General features: G+C 59.7%; 14 protein-coding genes. 7 read left to right on the top strand and 7 right to left on the bottom strand.

The window, feature by feature from the left end; all coding sequences use genetic code 11:
* Nucleotides 1–244 precede the first annotated feature (244 nt).
* A complete protein-coding gene (locus ACRC4F_RS20595) occupies nt 245–1,570 on the top strand; it encodes an APC family permease (protein WP_090180598.1) in 1,326 nt (441 codons plus the stop codon).
* A gap of 123 nt (nt 1,571–1,693) precedes the next feature.
* Here ACRC4F_RS20595 and ACRC4F_RS20590 read toward each other — a convergent pair whose 3' ends face one another.
* From ACRC4F_RS20590 to ACRC4F_RS20570, 5 genes are read right to left on the bottom strand one after another with little or no spacing between them, the layout of a single operon-like run.
* Complete coding sequence (locus ACRC4F_RS20590; RefSeq protein WP_438660997.1) at nt 1,694–3,100, bottom strand: ATP-binding protein; 1,407 nt, start codon at nt 3,098–3,100, stop codon at nt 1,694–1,696.
* Nucleotides 3,097–4,905, bottom strand: coding sequence for a DAHL domain-containing protein (locus ACRC4F_RS20585; RefSeq protein WP_438660996.1), 1,809 nt, complete (start codon nt 4,903–4,905; stop codon nt 3,097–3,099). The genes ACRC4F_RS20590 and ACRC4F_RS20585 overlap by 4 nt, the downstream gene beginning before the upstream one ends.
* On the bottom strand, nt 4,902–5,861 hold the full coding sequence (locus tag ACRC4F_RS20580) for a cytochrome-c peroxidase (RefSeq protein ID WP_438660995.1): 960 nt from the start codon (nt 5,859–5,861) through the stop codon (nt 4,902–4,904). The genes ACRC4F_RS20585 and ACRC4F_RS20580 overlap by 4 nt, the downstream gene beginning before the upstream one ends.
* 44 nt (nt 5,862–5,905) lie before the next feature.
* Nucleotides 5,906–7,780, bottom strand: a complete 1,875-nt coding sequence (locus ACRC4F_RS20575) for a putative bifunctional diguanylate cyclase/phosphodiesterase (RefSeq protein WP_438660994.1) — start codon at nt 7,778–7,780, stop codon at nt 5,906–5,908.
* Nucleotides 7,777–10,071 carry an EAL domain-containing protein gene (locus ACRC4F_RS20570; RefSeq protein WP_438660993.1) on the bottom strand — a complete coding sequence of 765 codons (2,295 nt, stop codon included), beginning with the start codon at nt 10,069–10,071 and terminating at the stop codon, nt 7,777–7,779. Before ACRC4F_RS20570 ends, ACRC4F_RS20575 begins: the two co-directional genes overlap by 4 nt.
* Before the next feature lie 257 nt (nt 10,072–10,328).
* On the opposite strand from ACRC4F_RS20570, the gene ACRC4F_RS20565 reads away from it, so the two are divergent.
* The 4 genes from ACRC4F_RS20565 (at nt 10,329) to ACRC4F_RS20550 (ending at nt 13,526) form a co-directional block, all read left to right on the top strand.
* Complete coding sequence (locus ACRC4F_RS20565) at nt 10,329–11,708, top strand: HD domain-containing phosphohydrolase (protein WP_438660992.1); 1,380 nt, start codon at nt 10,329–10,331, stop codon at nt 11,706–11,708.
* Between the two features lie 201 nt (nt 11,709–11,909).
* Nucleotides 11,910–12,344: an NUDIX hydrolase gene (locus tag ACRC4F_RS20560; RefSeq protein WP_438660991.1), complete on the top strand. Its 435-nt coding sequence runs from the start codon at nt 11,910–11,912 to the stop codon at nt 12,342–12,344.
* Between the two features lie 25 nt (nt 12,345–12,369).
* Complete coding sequence (locus ACRC4F_RS20555) at nt 12,370–13,008, top strand: LysE family translocator (RefSeq protein ID WP_438660990.1); 639 nt, start codon at nt 12,370–12,372, stop codon at nt 13,006–13,008.
* Between the two features lie 2 nt (nt 13,009–13,010).
* On the top strand, nt 13,011–13,526 hold the full coding sequence (locus tag ACRC4F_RS20550; protein WP_438660989.1) for a GNAT family N-acetyltransferase: 516 nt from the start codon (nt 13,011–13,013) through the stop codon (nt 13,524–13,526).
* A 39-nt stretch (nt 13,527–13,565) separates the two neighbouring features.
* On the opposite strand, the gene metR is transcribed toward ACRC4F_RS20550, so the two are convergent.
* Nucleotides 13,566–14,483 (bottom strand): transcriptional regulator MetR, encoded by a 918-nt coding sequence (metR, locus tag ACRC4F_RS20545; protein WP_131060908.1) that lies wholly within the window; start codon nt 14,481–14,483, stop codon nt 13,566–13,568.
* A gap of 108 nt (nt 14,484–14,591) precedes the next feature.
* On the opposite strand from metR, the gene metE reads away from it, so the two are divergent.
* Nucleotides 14,592–16,904, top strand: a complete 2,313-nt coding sequence (gene metE / locus ACRC4F_RS20540; protein WP_438660988.1) for a 5-methyltetrahydropteroyltriglutamate--homocysteine S-methyltransferase — start codon at nt 14,592–14,594, stop codon at nt 16,902–16,904.
* Nucleotides 16,905–17,132: 228 nt separating this feature from the next.
* A complete protein-coding gene (locus ACRC4F_RS20535; RefSeq protein ID WP_438660987.1) occupies nt 17,133–18,164 on the top strand; it encodes an alpha/beta fold hydrolase in 1,032 nt (343 codons plus the stop codon).
* A 184-nt stretch (nt 18,165–18,348) separates the two neighbouring features.
* Here ACRC4F_RS20535 and ACRC4F_RS20530 read toward each other — a convergent pair whose 3' ends face one another.
* The gene (locus ACRC4F_RS20530; protein WP_438660986.1) at nt 18,349–18,708 is read right to left on the bottom strand and encodes a DUF6124 family protein; all 360 of its coding nucleotides are present in this window, start codon (nt 18,706–18,708) and stop codon (nt 18,349–18,351) included.
* Nucleotides 18,709–19,161: the final 453 nt, after the last annotated feature.

Below are 19,161 nucleotides of genomic sequence, written 5' to 3'. Positions count from 1 at the left end.
ATGGAGATCTGCTCCCTTTCCCCCTCTTCCCGGGGGGAGAGGGGACTGACCGAAGCGATTCAAAGCGCTACATCGACCTGAATTACCGAGTCGAACTCAGGATTTGAATCATATGGAGATCTGCTCCCTTTCCCCCTCTCCCCCATGGGGAGAGGGCTGGGGTGAGGGGGGCTTTTGAACTTGACGTAAATTTTTGCCGAACTCGGCTCTGCCCATAAATCTAATAAATTCGGAGTAGTCGCTCATGGCTCGTTTGCAACGCACCCTGTCATTGGGTTCGGTGGTGCTGTTCGGCATTGCCTACATGACGCCGATCATTGTGCTCGGCACCTTTGGCATCCTCGCTCAATCCACCGCCGGCATGGTCCCGGCCGCGTATCTGGCGGCGTTGGTGGCGATGTTTTTCACCGCCATGAGCTATGGCCGAATGGCCTCGGCGTTCCCTGTCGCAGGCTCGGCCTACAGCTATGTACGCAAGGCGATCAGCCCGAAACTCGGCTTTATCGCCGGCTGGGCGGTGCTGCTTGATTACCTGTTCCTGCCCATGGCGATCTGGCTGATCGGCGCCGCCTACCTCAACTCCGCGTTCCCGGCCGTGCCGCAGTGGATCTGGGTGCTGGCGTTCATCGGCATCACCAGCGCGATCAACATCGTCGGCCTGAAACTGGCCAACGGCATCAACGCCTTGCTAATGCTGGTGCAGTTCCTGGTGCTGATCGCCTTCGTCGCGCTGTGCATCCACTACGTCGGTGGTGACGCGAGCACGCCGTTGTGGTCGATCAAGCCGTTCTTCAACGGCGACATGCAGATGCCACTGATCATGAGCGGCGCCGCCATTGCCTGTTACTCGTTCCTCGGTTTCGACGCGGTCAGCACCCTGACCGAAGAAACCCGCGACCCGCGCCGCACCATTCCGCGGGCGATCATGTTGATTACCCTGATCGGCGGGCTGATCTTCGTCAGCGTCTCGTATTTCGTGCAGATCGCGCATCCGTCGTTCCAGTTCGACAGCGTCGACTCGGCAGCCTATGAAATCGCCCGCAATATCGGTGGCGACCTGTTCGTGACGATTTTCCTGATCGGCTTGATCGTCGGCCAATTCGCGTCGGGCTTGTCGGCTCAGGCCAGTGGTTCGCGTCTGTTGTTTGCGATGGGGCGCGACGGTGTGCTGCCCAAATCGTTTTTCGGCACCTTGCATGAGCGCTTCGGCACGCCGGTCAACAGCATCCTGTTGTGCGCGGTGGTAGCGTTGCTGGCATTGAAACTGGACGTCACCACCTCGACCTCATTTATCAACTTCGGCGCGTTCCTGGCGTTCAGTCTGGTGAATCTGTCGGTGATCTTTCACTACTGGATCGGCGGTGAGAAGAAGGGCCTGCGCGAGTTCGTGCTGTTCCTGTTGTTCCCGTTCATTGGCCTGGCGGCAGATTTGTGGCTGATGGTCAGTCTCGATCACCTGGCAATTTACCTGGGCCTGAGCTGGCTGGCGATTGGCGTGGTGTACCTGGCGGTGCTGACCGGCGGTTTCCGCCGCCAGCCACCGGAGATGGATTTCCAGGAGGCCACCTGATTCCGGACACTGCATAACCCTGTGGGAGCGAGCCTGCTCGCGATGAGGCCGTGTCAGACAACATTAATAGTGACTGACACGCAGCCATCGCGAGCAGGCTCGCACCCACAGTTTGGATTGTGTTCAGGCCGCTGAATTTGTTTGGTGCACCGGCAACTCGACCCGGAACGTGCTGCCCACGCCCAGCTCACTGCGCACCGAAATATCCCCCCGGTGCTTCTTCACAATGCCGTAAGACAGAGACAACCCAAGCCCTGTCCCCTGGCCCACCGGTTTGGTGGTGAAGAACGGATCGAAAATTTTCTGCAGGCTGTCCGGTGCAATGCCTGAGCCGGTATCAGCCACCTCAATCCACACCCGTTCCCCCTCAACCCCGGTGCGCAGGGTGATGGTGCCGCGCTGCGGGCCCATCGCCTGGGAAGCGTTGACGATCAGGTTCATGATCACCTGGTTTATCTGCGACGGCAGGCACTCGATGTCGGGCAGCGGCTGATACGCCTTCACCACATCGGCCTTGTACTTGAGTTCATTGGCAACAATGTTCAGCGTCGATTCGATGCCCTGTTGCAGATTGGTCCACTGCCATTCCAGGTTGGAGTCCACGCGTGAAAAATCCTTCAGGTCTTTGACAATTTGCCCGACCCGGTTGATGCCCTCCTTGGATTCCTTGATCAGCAACGGGATGTCGTCGCGCAGGAACTCCAGTTCGATCCGCTCACGTAACTGCCCAAGCCGCTCAATCACCTCACCCGAAGCAATCGCCTCTTCGGCTTCGCGATAGGCGTCGAGCATTTCCTGCAGTTGCCTGAAGTAGCCATCGAGGCTGCCGAGGTTGGATGAAATGAAGCCGATGGGGTTGTTGATTTCATGGGCGACGCCGGCGGCCAATTGCCCCAGCGAGGCTAGTTTTTCCGATTGCACCAGTTGCGATTCGAGCTGTTTGCGCTCGTCGATTTCCCGCTGCAACGCTGCGCTGGCCTGTTTGAATTCACTGGTGCGCTGGTCCACCAGATGTTCCAGGTGGCTCATCTGCACAAACGCGCGTTCGGTCATCTCCCATTTGGTCAGCAAGGTGCTGGCCATCTGCTGGACTTCGATGTTGTCGAACGGTTTTTTCAGGATCAGCAAGCGATCATGGGCCTGTAGACGGTCCAGCAGTTCATCCCAGGAATAGTCGGAATACGCGGTACACACCACCACTTGCAGGCGCGGGTCTTCCTGCCACAGCTGTTCGATGGTTTGCGCGCCGTCCCAGCCTTCGGGCATGCGCATGTCCACGAACGCGAGGGCGTAGGGGCGGCTTTCCTGCAAGGCCCGAGTGAGTTTGCCCAGGCCCTCCTGGCCACCATACGCAGAATCCAGTTCGAAGAGGGGCGTGGTGGCTTTGACTTCACTGCCAAACAGCGCGGCTTCCATCTCATCCAGTTCGATGTGTTGCACTGAGTCCGGTGTGAGGATCTTGCGAAAGTCATCATGAATGGACAGCGTGTCGTCGATCAGCAGAATGCGCCGGTTCGAAAGCTCACTCATGCCTCCTCCGTGACGGTTTTCAGCGGGATCTGCAGGGTGAATTGCGCACCCTTGCCGGGTCCATCGCTGTGGGCGCTGAGATGGCCGTTCATTTCGATAGCCGCCAGTGCGCAGCTGTGCAGACCGAACCCGTGACCTTCCTTGCGGGTGGTAAAGCCATGGGCAAAGATGCGCGTCATGTTCTCCGGCGCGATGCCTTCGCCATCATCCTTGACGCTGATTTGCAGGGTGGTGTCCTCGACGATTTTCACCCCCAGGGTCATTTGTCGCGGCCGGTTGCTAAGGTCGGACATGGCATATTTTGCGTTGCTGATGAGGTTGATCAGGATCAGCAACAACCGGTGCTTGTCGCCCATGACCTGCGGCACTGCGTTGTACTCCTTGACCACCGTGACGTGATGCCGGGTCAGCGCGCCGGAGTTCATGCGCAACGCATCTTCCAATAGTTCGCTGATGTGCAGCGGTTCCATCAGGCTGTTGGCGCCGGCGTAAGACTGCTGAGTGGCGACGATGTCTTTGATGTGGTCGACGCTTTTGGTCAGTTGGGCGAGCTCCTCGGTCATGCTCTGTTGTTCGAGCGCAATGGCGTCGACCAGTTGATTGAGGTAGCCGGGGAGCAACTTGCCTTTCTCGTCCAGGGTCAGAAAAGTGCCCAGGTCGCCCTGGTGTGCGTTGATCAGCTGCATCGCCTTGCCCAGCCCCTGGGCCTTGCTGGTGCGTAGTTTGCGCGTCACCAGGTCGGCGGAGATGTTCACGCTGTTGAGCACGTTGCCGACGTTATGCAGAACATTGGTGGCGATTTCGGCCATGCCGGCCTGGCGTGCGGTGTCCAGCAGTTCACTCTGGGTGTCCTTGAGTTCGCGGGTGCGCTCTTCAACCCGATGCTCAAGGTCGTCATTAACCGTTTTCAGGGCTTTGTTGACGCGATTGATCACCGTGAAACTGCGCATCAGGTGAATCGCCAGGTACACCAGTAACAGCACAAGCAGCACTGAAAACACCAGCATGTAAAAGTGATAACGCTGGTCGACGGCGTCGGTGCGCTTTTGATCTTCATTGAGCTGGCCGGTGATGTCATCCAGACGCTCGGCCACCGGGATGGCGGCGATGTTCTCCAGTAACCGGTTGACCACTGGCTGCTCACGCAGGATGAGCTCGATGTGATTGCTCAGAATGGTGATCGGGCTGTGAAACTGCTCGGGCAGCCGCTGACTGTTCACCCTCATTTTGTTCAGGCCGAGCAATATGTCCGCGGCCTTGTCGTCGGAGGTGACCTGGGCGAATTCCAGGCTGCTGAGCAACAGGTCATAGGTGTCGGTGGCGATGTTTTGCACCTGCAGTTTATCTTGGTCAGGCAGGGCCGCCAGCTGACCCTGGATATCGTCTTCGGCGGTAGGCAGGAACGCCAGAGAGTTGCGCAGCAGGGCGTTATGGGACTTGAACTGTTCCACCAGCCGGGTCTTTTCCGTGATCGCGGTTCGATAAGCCTCATGTCGCGCTTGCCACTCAGGCGTGCCGCGATCGTGAGTGGTTTCCAGTCTCTGGAACTGCTCCCACAGGCGGGTCATTTCGGTCAGCGGCGAAACCAATGGATCATAGTTATGACTGATGGCAATCCGCGCTTTGAGGATCTCGGTTTCCCATTGGGCGTTCAGCTGTTTCATCTGGCGGATCAAATCCCGGGATTCGGTGTAGGTCGACGTCTGGTTCGAGCTGGATTTGAGGTACAGAAACAGCAGTGTCGAGGCCAGTAGCAGGGCCACGACGCCGAGAAGTGCCAGGCTGCGTCGATGGGACATTTTCATAACGGTTTGCCCTCCCATTCCCCGGTGAGAGTCTTGAGGAATTTGATGATCAGCACCTTGTCCTCGTTGGAGGGGATGCGCCCCAGCTGAAACGTGAACATCACGTCTACGGCGTCTTCGAGGGTTTTGGCCGAACCGTCGTGAAAGTACGGCGCGGTCACGGCGACGTTGCGCAGGCTCGGGACCTTGAACACGTTGCGGTCCTCTTCATCCTTGGTCACCAGATAGCGGCCCAGGTCGGTTTCGGTCGGGTTGCCACGGGTCTTGAAGTAATCGCCCATCACTCCGAACTTCTGGAACATGTTGCCGCCGATGTTGATCCCCTGATGGCAGGCGATGCAGCCATAGTCCTTGAAGCGTTGATATCCGTACTTCTCCTCGCGACTGAGAATGTCGGTGTCGCCCAGCAGGTATTGGTCAAAACGCGAGTTGGTGCTGAGCAGCGTGCGCTCGTAGGTGGCCAGTGCGTTTTGCACATTGATCATGGTCACGCCGTCCGCATAGGCTTTGGCGAATGCTGTTTGATAAGCCGCGTCGGTGGACAGCGTTTGCACCACGTGTTCCCAGTTGCTGCCCATTTCACTGGGGCTCTGCACCACGGCGTGGATCTGGGTTTCAAGGGTGTCGGCGCGGCCGTTCCAGAATTGCCGGAAGTTCAGGCTGGCGTTGAACACGCTGGGGGTGTTGATGGCGACTGGCTTCCCGTTGAAGCCGATGGAGAACGCCTTGTTATCAGCGCCACCGGTTTCCAGGTGATGGCAACTGGCGCAGGACAGGCTGCCGTTGACCGACAACCGTGGCTCATTGAATAACTGACGGCCCAGTTCGACCTGCAGCGGGTTTTGCTGTGGAACCGGCGGCAGCGGTTTAAGCGGCTCGTCCAGTGGCGCGCCGTTGGCGCTCAGACAGAGTCCGAGCGACGACAGCAAAAGAACACGGTAGAGGGATGGCGACATCTGATGATTCCTTGGCGGGTGGCCTGTGTGTCGCTTCGCATCGGTCATGTGGCGGCGGAGGGGGAAGGCTTCACGGACGTCAGGTATTGCACAAAGGCGTCTGGTTCCACGGCTTTGCTGAAGTAATAACCCTGGCCTTCCTCGCATTGATGAGCCTTGAGGAAATCCAGCTGTTCGAGGGTTTCCACTCCTTCTGCGATGATGGTCAGATTGAGGCTCTTGCCCAGGCTGATGATTGCGCTGACCAACGCCGCGTCGCTGCTGTCACGGCTGAGGCCGCGAATGAACGACTGATCGATTTTCAGCACGTCGATGGGAAAGCGCTGCAGGTAACTCAGACTGGAATAACCGGTGCCGAAGTCGTCAATGGCCAGCCGCACTCCCATTGCCTTGATCCGTTTCAGGGCGGTGACGGTGGCATCGACGTTCTGCATCAGGACGCCTTCGGTGATCTCCAGTTCCAGTAACGAGGGGTCCAGTCCGGTTTCCTCAAGCACCTGTTCGATGCCTTCGACAAACCCGCGCTGGCGAAAATCAATGGCCGAGACATTCACCGACATGCACAGCTTCGGCAAGCCCGCCGCCTGCCACGCGCAGGCTTGTCGACAGGCCTGGGCCAGTACCCATTTGCTCAACGGTACGATCAAGCCGCTGTCTTCGGCCACGCCGATGAAATCCGACGGGAACACCCAGCCATGCCCGGGTTTCTGCCAGCGGATCAAGGCCTCCGCACCGACCACCGCGCCAGTCCCCAGGTCGAGTTTGGGTTGGTAATGCAGCACAAACTCGTCGCGTTCCAGCGCCAGGCGAATACCCGACTCGATGCTTTGCTGATCCCGGGCGCGCTGGTTCATTTCGTCGATGAAAAAGCTGAAATCGTTGGGGCCACTTTCCTTGATGTTGCGCATCGCGGTTTCGGCTTTCTTGATCAGCGCGATGGCATCGAAGCCGTCATCGGGGTAGATGCTGATGCCCAGGCTGGCAGTGACGCTCAGGTCATGGCCGGCGATGTGCTGGGGCGCCCGGATGGCGTTCAGGAGTTTTTCGGCGATGCCTTTGGTCTGCTGGGGATGGCGGATATCGGCGAGGATCACCACGAATTCGTCCGAACCGTAGCGAAACACCGAGTCGGATTCGCGCACCGTGGCCACCAGGTTTTGCCCGACCCGTTTGAGCATCTCGTCACCGGCCGGATGGCCCAGGGCATTGTTGATGCGCTTGAAGCGGTCAAGGCCCAGGAACATCACTGCCAGTTGCTTGTCATGGCGGCGGGACAACGCCAGGGACTGGTTCAACCGATCTCCGAGCAGCGTGCTGTTGGGCAGTTCGGTCAGTACGTCATATTGCAGCAGGTGGGACACCTTGAGCAGTTCGTGGACGCGCGCCTCGATGGTCTGCTCCAGGCTTTGCATTTTCGACTCCGCGTCCTGCGTCATCTGCCACTTCCAGGTCAGGGCACTGGCCATCTGGCGGATTTCCAGACTGTCGAAGGGTTTTTTCAACACCAGCAACTGGTCGCCGAATTCCAGCCGTTCGGCCATGTCTTCCCAGCTGTAATCCGAATAGGCGGTGCACAGCGCGATTTGCAGGTGCGGATCGACCTTCCAGATTTGTTCAATGGTTTCCAGCCCGTCCCAACCCGGCGGCATGCGCATGTCGGTGAACACCATGGCGTAGGGACGCCCTTCGGCCCGGGCGCGCTTGACCAGTTCGAGCGCTTCCTGGCCCTGATAGGCGGAATCGAGCTGGAACGTCAGCCGTTCGGGCTTGAGCGTGCCGAACAGCGCCTCTTCCGTGCCGGCCAGGGTCCGCTCATCGTCGGAGTCGGGGCCGAGGATCTTGCGAAAGTCTTGATGGATAGAGGGCGTGTCATCGATGATCAGGATGCGCCGGTTGGTCTGGACGGACGACGTTTTCATCCCTGGCCCTCCGTGGTGTGCGGGTTGTCCAGGGGCGGCCCGCTTGTGGGCACGATACTGCCGGCCTTGAGCAATTGGGCGGCCTGTTGGCTGCTGACGGCTTTACTGAAGAAGTAACCCTGAGCGTTCATTGGCGAGCCTGTGGCCATCAGCGAACTGCGCTGTTCCTGGGTTTCGACACCTTCGGCGATGATTCCGATCCCTACCTCGCGGGCGAAATTGATGATTGCCCGCAACGTGTTGGCGCTGGACGGATCGCGAGCCGCGGTATCGATGAACGCCTGGGCGAGTTTCAGGTGATTGACCTGGTAGGTCTTGAGGTAATCGAACGAGGAATATTCGGTGCCGAAGTCGTCGATGGCGATCTTCACCCCCAGCTCCCGCAGGCGCGGCAGCACGTCGTTGTGGGTCCATTTGGTATGGGCCAGAGTCGCTTCGGTGACATCGAAGCGCAGGTCCCAGGCGCACAGTTCCCAGCGCGCAGTCGTGCGCAGCACGTCATAGATCAGTTCTGGCCCGCTCTTGAGCTGGGCCAGGGACAGCTTGATGGCAATCACCGGCGGCGCCATGCCTTCGTCGCGCCACTGGCGCATTTGCTGGCAGGCGCGATCCAGCACCCAGTGACCGAGGGCGATGATGGCGCCGGTTTTTTCCGCAGCGGGCAGAAACGCCGGCGCTTCGAGCAAACCCCGCTTGGGGTGATTCCAGATGACCTGGGCTTCCATGCCAAGGATCTTGCCCGTGCTGAGGTCAACTTCCGGCCAGTACCTGAGTTCGAGTTCTCTATGTTCGAGGGCGTCTTTCAGGTCGCTGGCGATGGTCATGCGCTCGACCACCTCCTGATTGATCTCCTCGGAATGGAAGTGATACTGGTTGCGGCCCTTTTCCTTTGAGCGATAGAGCGCCATGTCAGCCTGGGTCAGCAGCCCTTCGGCGCTGGTGATGAGCGACGAGTAACTGCTGATGCCGATGCTGACCGAAACGCGCACATCATTGCCGGCCAGGGAGTAGGGCAGCACCAGGGCATCGCGGACCTTGGCCGCCAGGGACGCGGACTGGGTCGGGTCGCTGACGTCCAGCTGCAGAATGGCGAACTCGTCGCCGCCGAGGCGGGCGACCACATCGTTTTCGCGCACGCAGGCTTTGATCCGCCGGGCCACTTCCTGCAGCAACAGGTCGCCCACCGGATGACCGAGGGTATCGTTGATTCGTTTGAAGTGATCCAGGTCCAGGTAGAACATCGCGAACGGTGTGGCGCCGCGACGGGCCGCGGCGAACGCCTGGTGCAGGCGCTCGATCAAGGTGGCCCGGTTGGCCAGCCCGGTCAGCCCGTCGGTGCGGGCCAGCAGGGCGATTTTCTCCTCGGCGACCTTGCGTTCAGTAATGTCGATGATGATGCCTTCGACTTCCAGCAACCGTCCTTCGGCGTCACGCACCGGGATATAGCGGTTTTCGACCCAGCGCAAGGCACCGTCGCCGGTGCGCATCCGGAACTCGATGGAAGCGCCCGCTGCATGACGGTCCAGCACCCGGGCCATGGCCGTGTCGACCTTCGATTGGTCGTCGGGGTGGATCAATTCCCGGGCCCAGTTGGCCGAGGCGACCAGGTTCGCCGCGATGTGGCCGTACTTGGTGATGTTGTGGGAGATATACATCAGCGGAAACGAGGGTTCGCCCCGCAGGCGATACAAGATGGTCGGGCTGTTCTGCACGATGATGTTGGCGTCGGACAGCTCCCGGGTGCGTTCTTCGACGGCCGTTTCCAGCAGCGACATCTTCAGCGCCGCATCTTCGGTCATTTGCCATTTGGCGGTCAGTGCGCTGGCCATCTGCCGGATTTCAATGGCATCGAAAGGTTTTTTCAGAATCAGCAGGCGATCGCCCAGTTCCAGGCGTTCATCGATGTCTTCCCAGGAATAATCGGAATAGGCGGTGCACAGCGCCACTTGCAGCTTGGGGTCAACCTGCCACAGGCGTTCGATGGTTTGCAGACCGTCCCAACCCGGCGGCATTCGCATGTCGATGAAGGCCATCGCGTAGGGCAGGTCATTGGCCAGCGCCCGTTCGACCTTGTCCAGTGCCTCAAGGCCCTGAAACGCCGAGTCGAGCATGAAACTTTGCAGTGTGGCCGTCGCTTGCGTCCCGAACAGGGCGTTTTCGGCGCTGATCAGGTCGTCGTCATCGATCGATGGCGGGCTGAGGATCTTGATGAAATCCGCATGAATGGAAGCGGTGTCGTCGACGATAAGAATTCGACGGTTGGTTCGCGCCAGCAGCGTATTCATAGGCATACGCCGGGAGCGGTGGCAATGTGGTGCAGTGTGCTCATAGGGGCATCCTTTCCCTGATCACGTGGCCAAGCGATATAGATAATGGATCCGAGTGAACTGAGCATAGTCGCCCCTTCGGCACTTCGCCCGATCGACTGAAACGAATCATTTCCAGGGGACGTGCCGAAAATCATCTAGCCTGTAGCTCAGGTAGGGCCAAAGAGGACCGTTGGCTGATACCTGACGCACGATGTGCCCGTTTCGCTTGAGGTAATGCCATGGAAGAGCAACTCACCACGACTGTCACCCTTAAACCCACGGTCCTGCTGGTTGATGATGAGGAATCGATCCTCAACAGCCTGCGCCGGCTCTTGCGCGGCCAGCCCTACGAAGTGCTGCTGGCCACCAGCGGGGCCCAGGCCCTCGACATCATGTCCCGGCAACCCGTCGACCTGGTGATGAGCGATGCGCGCATGCCCAATATGGACGGCGCCACGCTGCTGGCGCACATTCACCAGCGCCATCCCGACACGCTGCGCATTTTGCTCACCGGTTATGCCGACCTGACGATGATCGTCAAAGCGATCAACGAGGGGCAGATTGACCGCTACATCAGCAAACCCTGGCACGACGAAGAGTTGCTGCTGACCTTGCGCCAATCCCTCGCCTACCAGCATTCCGAGCGCGAACGCTTGCGTCTTGTGCAAGAGACGTGGGATCGCAACGAAGAATTGAAGCTGCTCAACGCGACCCTGGAAAAACACGTCGCGTCCCGCACTTCCGAGCTGCAGCAGACCGCCGACATGCTCGACCTGGCTTACGAAGAGCTTAAACACAGCTATGTCACCGGCACCGAGGTGTTTTCGTTGCTGGCCAATCTGCGTTTGCCGCCGGCCAAGCAGACGAACCGGCAGATCATCGAACTGGTGCGGGTGTACTGCAAACGCCATGGCCTGGACGAGGGCAGTACCCGCGACCTGACCATGGCCGCGGCGCTCTACAACATCGGCAAGCTGAGCTGGACCGACAGCATGATGACCACGCCTGCGGACTTGCTGCACCACCACGATCAGGAGCGCTATCGCGGTTATCCGAAGCAGAGTGAATCGTTGCTGATGACCCTCGACCCGATGAAAGATGCCGCGCGCCTGATCCTTCACCATCAGGAACGCTGGGACGGCACCGGGTTTCCGGACCGGCTCAAGGGCGAGGCGATTCCGCTGGGTTCGCGGTGGCTGAAACTGGCGGTGGATTTTATCGAGTTGCAGCGAGGGCTGATCCTTGAGCGGCAGATGAACAGCGACGAAGCCCTGGTCTATATCCGCCAGTACGCCGGTCGGCTCTACGATCCTGATCTGGTCGAGGACTTCATAAAAGTTTGCGCCGCCTACCTGAGCGATGTGTCGCTGGCCGATCCGACGGTCAAGGTAATGAGCACCCGGGACTTGGCGGCCGGCATGATTCTGGCGCACAACCTCAATGCCGATAACGGCATGTTGCTGCTCAATGCGGGCAAAGTGCTGAGCGGGCCGCTGGTGGAGAAGCTGATCGCGTTCGAAGCGATGGAAGGGGCGAAATACAGCGTTTTTGTGAAAGTGCCGGAGGAGGTGGAAGCCGCGATTCTCGAAGCGCCGCTGGTGGTTCAGGCTCAGCCCTGATCCCTGTGGGAGCGAGCCGGCTCCGGGCGGCGTTCCGACGATGACGGACTGACATTCACCATTGATGTCGACTGAAAGACCGCTATCGCGAGCAGGCTCGCTCCTACAATGGGCTCGGCGTTTGACAGAGATCTTTCGGGATGACGCAGAACCCGTGCCCATGTGATCCTTGCGGCTTTTACCCAAGGCCAATCCTGATCCATGACCCTTTCCACCGCCAATTCCCCCCGCATCATCCGCATCGCCGCCGCCCTGCTGATCGGCCCCGACGGTCGCACGCTGCTGGTCCGCAAGCGCGGCACCGAAGCCTTCATGCAACCCGGTGGCAAGATCGAGCCCCATGAGCAACCGGTTCACGCCCTGGCCCGTGAACTGGAAGAAGAGCTTGGGCTGGTTATCGACCCCGCGCACGCCACCTACCTGGGCCCCTTCTCGGCACCTGCCGCCAACGAGCCGGGATTTGTCGTACAGGCTGAACTCTTCCAGCTCACCATCGATTCAGACGTATCGCCGGCCGCGGAGATCGAAGAAGTGTGCTGGATCGATCCGGCCACTGACGGCGATCTCACATTGGCGCCATTGACACGAGACCTGATCCTGCCGTTTTATCGAGCGTCGCTGACCACGACCGGCTGATTATTCACGTGCCAGGATTGCCCCCATGATCCCGCTTCAAGACTTGCTGATTTTCGCTGCTGCCGCGTTGCTGATGGTGCTGACGCCGGGGCCGAACATGATTTATCTGATCTCCCGTTCGATCTGCCAGGGGCGCAAGGCTGGCGTGACGTCTTTGCTCGGCGTGGTCGCGGGATTTTTCGTGCATCTGTTCGCCGCCGCGGCCGGTTTGACCGCCGTATTCCTGGCCGTGCCGATGGCCTACGAAGTGCTGAAATGGGCCGGCGCGCTGTACCTGCTTTGGCTGGCCTGGCAAGCGGTCAAACCCGGGGCGCGTTCACCGTTTGAAGCGCAGCAGTTGCCGCCGGACTCGTCGCGCAAACTGATCACCATGGGCTTTCTCACTAGCGCCCTGAACCCGAAAATTGCGGTGTTTTATTTGTCGGTGTTTCCGCAATTCATCTCGCCTGAACATGGCTCGGTGTTCACTCAAAGCATCGTGCTGGGCATGACCCAGATCAGCGTCAGTTTCTGCGTCAACCTGCTGATCGCGATATTCGCGGCGGGCATCGCATCGTGGTTCGTCAACAACCCGACCTGGCTGGCGCTGCAGCGTTATTTCATGGGGTTTGTTCTGTCAGCGCTGGCGGTGCGGCTGATGCTTGAGCAACGTCGGACGGCTTGATCATGTGGATTGAACGACTGGATGGCAGCCACGCCCTGGACTATCGGGCACTGATGCTTGAAGCCTACGACCTGCATCCGCAGGCCTTCACCTCGAGTGTGCGCGAACGTGCGGCGATGCCGCTGAGTTGGTGGGAGTCGCGCCTGACCAGCAAACTGGACGTGGTGTTCGGTGCGTTCGAGGACGGCAAGTTGGCGGGTATCGTCGGCCTGGCCTTCGAGCCTCGGGAGAAGGCCCGACACAAGGCGACGCTGTTTGGCATGTACGTGTCCGGCACTGTGCGGCAGCGCGGAGTGGGTCAACAACTGGTGCAAGCCGTCCTGGCCGAAGCGCAGAACCATAAAAGTCTGCGACTGATCCAGCTGACTGTCACCGCCGGCAACGAAGCCGCGTTCAACCTGTACAAGCGTTGCGGCTTTGTACAGTACGGCCTCGAACCCATGGCAGTTCGCGTCGGCGAAGACTACTTCGACAAAATCCACATGTGGCGTGAACTCAACCCGAATCCTGAAGGTTAAGAGCTTTTGTGGCGAGGGAGTGTATTTTCATTTGGTCCATCAGCGGACGGCGCTGACCCCGTCCAGTGTCGAGAACGATGTGTCCTTGGCCGTCAGCAAGAAATCGCGCATGTACGGCGCATCCAGCATGTCTGCCCGAATCCCCGCATACAGCGTCGCAAACAATCCTTTCTCACCCAGCCGCTTGGCCTTCACGTAACCTCGTGAGCTGTATTCATGCAGCGCCCAATGGGGCATGCCGCACACGCCGCGTCCACTGGCCACCAACTGCATCATCATCACCGTCAGTTCCGAGGTGCGGACCTGCGCCGGTTCGATGTCGGCCGGTTCGAGGAAGCGGGTGAAGATGTCCAGCCGATCACGTTCCACCGGGTAAGTGATCAACGTTTCGGTAAGCAAATCTTCCGGAACGATGTAGGCCTTGCTCGCCAAACGGTGCTGGTTGGCCACCGCGAGCATCGCTTCATAGGTAAACAACGGCACGTAAGTGATGCCCGCCAGTTCCAGCGGATCGGAAGTCACTACCAAATCCAGATCGCCACGGGCCAGGGCCGGCAGCGGGGCGAAGGAGAAGCCCGAGGCCAGGTCCAGCTCGACTTCCGGCCAGGCATCGCGGAACTGGTCAATGGTCGGCATCAGCCACTGGAAGCAGCTATGGCACTCGATCGCCATGTGCAAACGCCCGGCGGTGCCACCGGCCAGTCGCGCGATATCGCGCTCGGCGCCACGCAGCAGCGGCAAGGTCGCGTCGGCCAGTTGCAGCAGGCGCAGACCGGCGCTGGTGAAGCGCACCGGTTTGGTCTTGCGCACGAACAGCGGCATCCCCAGCCGTTCCTCAAGCTCCTTGAACTGGTGGGACAGGGCTGACTGGGTCAGGTGCAGGCGGTCGGCGGCATCGACCAGGCTGTCGGCTTCGCGCAAGGCGTGCAGGGTCTTCAGATGACGGATTTCAAGCACCGGATGGCTCCATGAGGAAAACTTGTGATCAACACGAAAAGGTTGAGTTTGTCTCATGATGGGTTGGCTGTCGACAATAGCGCCATCTTTTACAGGGAGAAATTCACCATGGCTCTGGCCCACACACTTGGTTTTCCGCGCATCGGCGCTGACCGCGAACTGAAAAAAGCCCTCGAATCCTACTGGAAGGGCGACCTCGATCAGGAAGCGCTGAAAAGTGTCGGCCGCCAGTTGCGCGCCACCCACTGGCAGTTGCAGAAGGACGCCGGCATCGACCTGCTGCCCGTCGGTGACTTCGCCTGGTACGACCAGGTGCTGACTCATTCCCTGACCTTCGGCGTGATCCCCGAGCGCTTCGACAGTGCCAAGGACTCCCGCGGCCTGCCGACCCTCGACACCCTGTTCGCCATGGCCCGAGGCGCCACCGCGGCCTGCTGCGGCGGGGAACACACCAAGGCGCAATACGCCCAGGAACTGACCAAGTGGTTCGACACCAACTACCACTACCTGGTCCCGGAATTCAGCGCTGACCAACAATTCAAACTGAGCTGGGAGCAGCTGTTCGACGAAGTCGACGAGGCGAAAACCCTCGGTCACAACGTCAAACCGGTGATCATCGGCCCGCTGACTTACCTGTGGCTGGGCAAAGCCAAAGGCAACGACTTCGACAAGCTCGATCTGCTGGAACGACTGCTGCCGATCTACGGCGAAATCCTCGGCCGCCTCGCCGCTCAGGGCGTGGAATGGGTGCAGATCGATGAACCGATCCTCACCCTCGACCTGCCGCAAGAATGGAAAAACGCTTTCGAGCGCGCCTACCACATCCTCCAGTATTCGCCGCTGAAAAAGCTGGTGGCGACCTACTTCAGCGGCCTGCAAGACAACCTCGGTCTGGCCGTCGGTTTGCCAGTGCAAGGCTTGCACATCGATGCGGTGCGCGCGCCCGACCAACTGCTGCACGTGCTCGATCGTCTGCCGACCTACAAGATCCTTTCGGTGGGTCTGGTCAATGGCCGTAACGTCTGGCGCTGCGAACTGGAGCCGGTGCTCGCACAACTGCAATTTGCCCAGGAACGCTTCGGCGATAACCTGTGGGTCAGCAGTTCCTGCTCGTTGCTGCACAGCCCGGTGGACCTGGAACGCGAAGACAAACTCGACCCTGAATTGAAAAGTTGGCTGGCCTTTGCGGTGCAGAAGTGCGGTGAAATCGCTGTGCTGCGCGATGCCCTCAACGATCCACAATCGCCCAAGGTGCAAGCTGCACTCGCCGAAAGCCGGGCGATTCAGGCCAGCCGCGTCGAGTCGCCGCGTATCCACAAAGCCGAAGTGAAGGCACGGATAAACACTATCAGTGACAAGGACAGCCAGCGTCATTCGCCGTTTGCCAAACGCATCGCGCAGCAACAGGCCCGCTTGAAACTGCCGCCATTCCCGACCACCACCATCGGCTCGTTCCCGCAAACCGGGTCGATCCGTCTGGCACGCCAGGCGTTCAAGCAAGGCAAGCTGTCGGCCAACGACTACACCGACGCCATGCACAGCGAAATCCGCCACGCGGTGCAAGTCCAGGAACGCCTGGGCCTGGACGTGCTGGTGCACGGCGAAGCCGAACGCAACGACATGGTCGAGTACTTCGCCGAACAACTCGACGGCTATCTGTTCACCCGTTTCGGCTGGGTGCAGAGCTACGGTTCACGTTGCGTGAAACCGGCGATCATTTACGGCGACCTCAGCCGCCCGAACGCCATGACCGTCGACTGGATCACCTATGCACAGAGCCTGACCGACAAAGTCATGAAAGGCATGCTCACCGGCCCCGTGACCATGTTGATGTGGTCGTTCCCGCGTGAAGACATCTCGCGCAAAATTCAGGCGCAGCAGTTGGCCCTGGCCCTGCGTGACGAAGTGGTGGACCTGGAAAACGCCGGCATCAAGATCGTGCAGATCGACGAAGCCGCGTTCCGCGAAGGCCTGCCGCTGCGCCGGGCGCAATGGCAGGAATATCTGGATTGGGCGGTTGAAGCCTTCCGCCTGAGCGCCTCCGGCGTGCGGGACGAAACCCAGATCCATACGCACATGTGCTACAGCGAATTTAACGACGTGATCGAATCCATCGCGGCAATGGATGCCGACGTGATCACCATCGAAACCTCGCGTTCGGACATGGAATTGCTGGAAGCCTTTGAAGCGTTCGACTACCCGAACGACATCGGGCCGGGTGTGTATGACATCCACTCGCCACGAGTGCCGGACACGGCCGAGATGGTCAAGTTGATGAGCAAAGCCGTTAAACGCATTCCTGCGGAGCGGTTGTGGGTGAACCCGGATTGCGGGTTGAAGACTCGGGCGTGGCCGGAAACTGAGGCGGCGTTGGTTAACATGGTCGCGGCGGCACGGCAGTTGCGCAGTCAGTTGGCTTAAGGGCGCCATCGCGAGCAGGCTCGCTCCCACATTGGATTTAGGTCGATCACAAATAGTGTGTACGACATCAATCCTGTGGGAGCGAGCCTGCTCGCGATGAACGATGACGCGGTCCCGAAAATGACCGCTCGGCATTCTTCATCAAACTGTCACGTAACTGTGGCAGCGCGCTTGATCAAATTTCATCAGACTCGCGCTCTACTGGGGTTCTGCGTTTCGGTGTTTTTCATGCGTGCACGATTTTTATCAACAGCGGCCTTCCTGGCCGCGTTGTTGTTTGGATTACCGTCTTTCGCGGCGTCTCGTTGCGACGTCAACGTTCCAACTGAACATGCCGATCTGGCGCAGGTAAGCTTGGCGTACCAGAGCATTGGCCGTGCGTCCGACCCGGCGTTGTTGCTGGTGATGGGGCTGGGCGGGCAGTTGATTCACTGGCCGGACGAGGTGGTGGTCGCGCTGTGTCAGCAAGGTTTTCGGGTGATTCGCTATGACAATCGCGACGTCGGCCTCTCGACCTGGCGGCAGGCGCCGGTCGACGCCAACCTGACCTTCGAAGTGTTGCGCTACAAACTCGGTCTGCCGGTGGCGGCGCCGTACACCCTGACCGACATGGCGGACGATGCCTTTGGCCTGATGGATGCGTTAAAGGTTGAGCAATTCCACGTATTAGGCGCGAGCATGGGCGGGATGATCGCCCAGCACATGGCGGCGATGGCGCCGCAGCGGGTCGAGAGCCTGACCCTGATCATGACCAGCTCCGGGGCCGAGGGCTTGCCGGCGCCGAGTGCGGCGTTGGTGCAGTTGTTGTCCCGTCGTGGCGCACCGAATCGCGAAGTGGCGCTGGAGCAACAGGCGGATTTGCTGGCGGCGTTGGGCAGCCCGACCGTCAGTGATCGGCAGGCGTTGCTGCATCAGGCGGCGCTGTCCTATGACCGAGCGTTCAACCCCGAGGGCGTGAAACGCCAGATCATGGCGATCCTCGCCGAGCGCAGTCGTGTGGCGCTGCTTAACCAGTTGCGGGTACCGACGCTGGTGGTCCACGGCACGGCCGATCCTCTGTTGCCGGTAATGCATGGCGTGCACCTGGCGGCGCATATCCGCGGCAGTCAGTTAAAGCTGATTCCGGGGCTGGCGCATCGATTCCAGGAAGCGTTCAAGGAGCCGCTGCTGGCGGCGGTGTTGCCTTACTTGCAGGCCCATCGCGAAGATACTTCGCATTGGGCGCAGATCGATCCGGTGCCAAGCCCGAATCTCCTCTAACCCCCAATCCAACCTGTGACACATAACCCTGTGGCGAGGGGATTTATCCCCGTTCGGCTGCGGAGCAGTCGCAGACCCAGTACACGCGATCTGCTTGAATCACTGCGATGGCTGTTTTTGGGGCGGCTTCGCCACCCAACGGGGATAAATCCCCTCACCACAAAGGCTCCCTTGTCTTAGTTGGTTATGTCGGTGGAACGAGGTTATCCAGCATCCGGTTCACCGCCAGTTCACCCAGCATCACGGACTGTTGAATGCCGAGCACGGTGTTGCGCTGCGGGCCTTCCATCAATGCGGCGAAATCACTGAGCATCACGCTCGCCGACGCCAGGGATTCACAGGCGTTGGCCAGCAGGGTTTCGTGATCGATGTCGGGGGCGATGGTGTAAATGGTGCTGGGTCGGCGTGGGGTGTCTTTGGGGATGACCGGTTTGAGGTAGAAATCGAGGGCGCGGTCGGCGGCTTCGTTGAGTTTTTTGGAGTCGGGGGTTTCGTAGGGGGAGACGTCGTCGGTCTCTGGGGGATTCGGAGTTATTTTGAACATTGAGGGATTTACCTTTAGTAGAGCTACAACCTCTCTCGCTACTAAACGGAAGGGGTGGTAGCTGTGCGCAAGTTAGTAGACCGGTAACACCCTCAAACCCGGCGCACCCGAGGGTGCCATGCGCACAGCCACCATCAAGTGCAGGTGAAAACCTGACTGAGTGACGCTTATGCAACCGTATTGAGGGGTAATCCGGGCTACTAAACCCGATCACTGGGAATCAGTGACACGAACCAAGTTACCGACGGCCCCCCAGGCGCACAAGCCGGCGGATTCTGACGTGGTTGTAGGCGACGGCGCAAGGCGCTGTAGCTTTCAGGAAGTAACCTTAAACAGAACTAAACACACGTCCAAAAACACCGAAAATCCCCTGTGGGAGCGAGCCTGCTCGCGATGGCGTCGTGTCAGTCGCCATCTGCTTGACTGATACACCGCCATCGCGAGCAGGCTCGC

Source organism: Pseudomonas sp. (assembly GCF_051660785.1).
Classification (GTDB): Bacteria; Pseudomonadota; Gammaproteobacteria; order Pseudomonadales; family Pseudomonadaceae; genus Aquipseudomonas.
Note: the sequence above shows the minus strand (reverse complement) of the source record. Positions and strands in the feature narration are given on the sequence as shown.

Bases quoted from the DNA above. Each gene is read 5' to 3' on its own strand.
- ACRC4F_RS20595 (WP_090180598.1), top strand. From the start codon at position 245: ATGGCTCGTTTGCAACGCACCCTGTCATTGGGTTCGGTGGTGCTGTTC.
- ACRC4F_RS20590 (WP_438660997.1), bottom strand. From the start codon at position 3,100: ATGAGTGAGCTTTCGAACCGGCGCATTCTGCTGATCGACGACACGCTG.
- ACRC4F_RS20585 (WP_438660996.1), bottom strand. From the start codon at position 4,905: ATGAAAATGTCCCATCGACGCAGCCTGGCACTTCTCGGCGTCGTGGCC.
- ACRC4F_RS20580 (WP_438660995.1), bottom strand. From the start codon at position 5,861: ATGTCGCCATCCCTCTACCGTGTTCTTTTGCTGTCGTCGCTCGGACTC.
- ACRC4F_RS20575 (WP_438660994.1), bottom strand. From the start codon at position 7,780: ATGAAAACGTCGTCCGTCCAGACCAACCGGCGCATCCTGATCATCGAT.
- ACRC4F_RS20570 (WP_438660993.1), bottom strand. From the start codon at position 10,071: ATGCCTATGAATACGCTGCTGGCGCGAACCAACCGTCGAATTCTTATC.
- ACRC4F_RS20565 (WP_438660992.1), top strand. From the start codon at position 10,329: ATGGAAGAGCAACTCACCACGACTGTCACCCTTAAACCCACGGTCCTG.
- ACRC4F_RS20560 (WP_438660991.1), top strand. From the start codon at position 11,910: ATGACCCTTTCCACCGCCAATTCCCCCCGCATCATCCGCATCGCCGCC.
- ACRC4F_RS20555 (WP_438660990.1), top strand. From the start codon at position 12,370: ATGATCCCGCTTCAAGACTTGCTGATTTTCGCTGCTGCCGCGTTGCTG.
- ACRC4F_RS20550 (WP_438660989.1), top strand. From the start codon at position 13,011: ATGTGGATTGAACGACTGGATGGCAGCCACGCCCTGGACTATCGGGCA.
- metE (WP_438660988.1), top strand. From the start codon at position 14,592: ATGGCTCTGGCCCACACACTTGGTTTTCCGCGCATCGGCGCTGACCGC.
- ACRC4F_RS20535 (WP_438660987.1), top strand. From the start codon at position 17,133: ATGCGTGCACGATTTTTATCAACAGCGGCCTTCCTGGCCGCGTTGTTG.
- ACRC4F_RS20530 (WP_438660986.1), bottom strand. From the start codon at position 18,708: ATGTTCAAAATAACTCCGAATCCCCCAGAGACCGACGACGTCTCCCCC.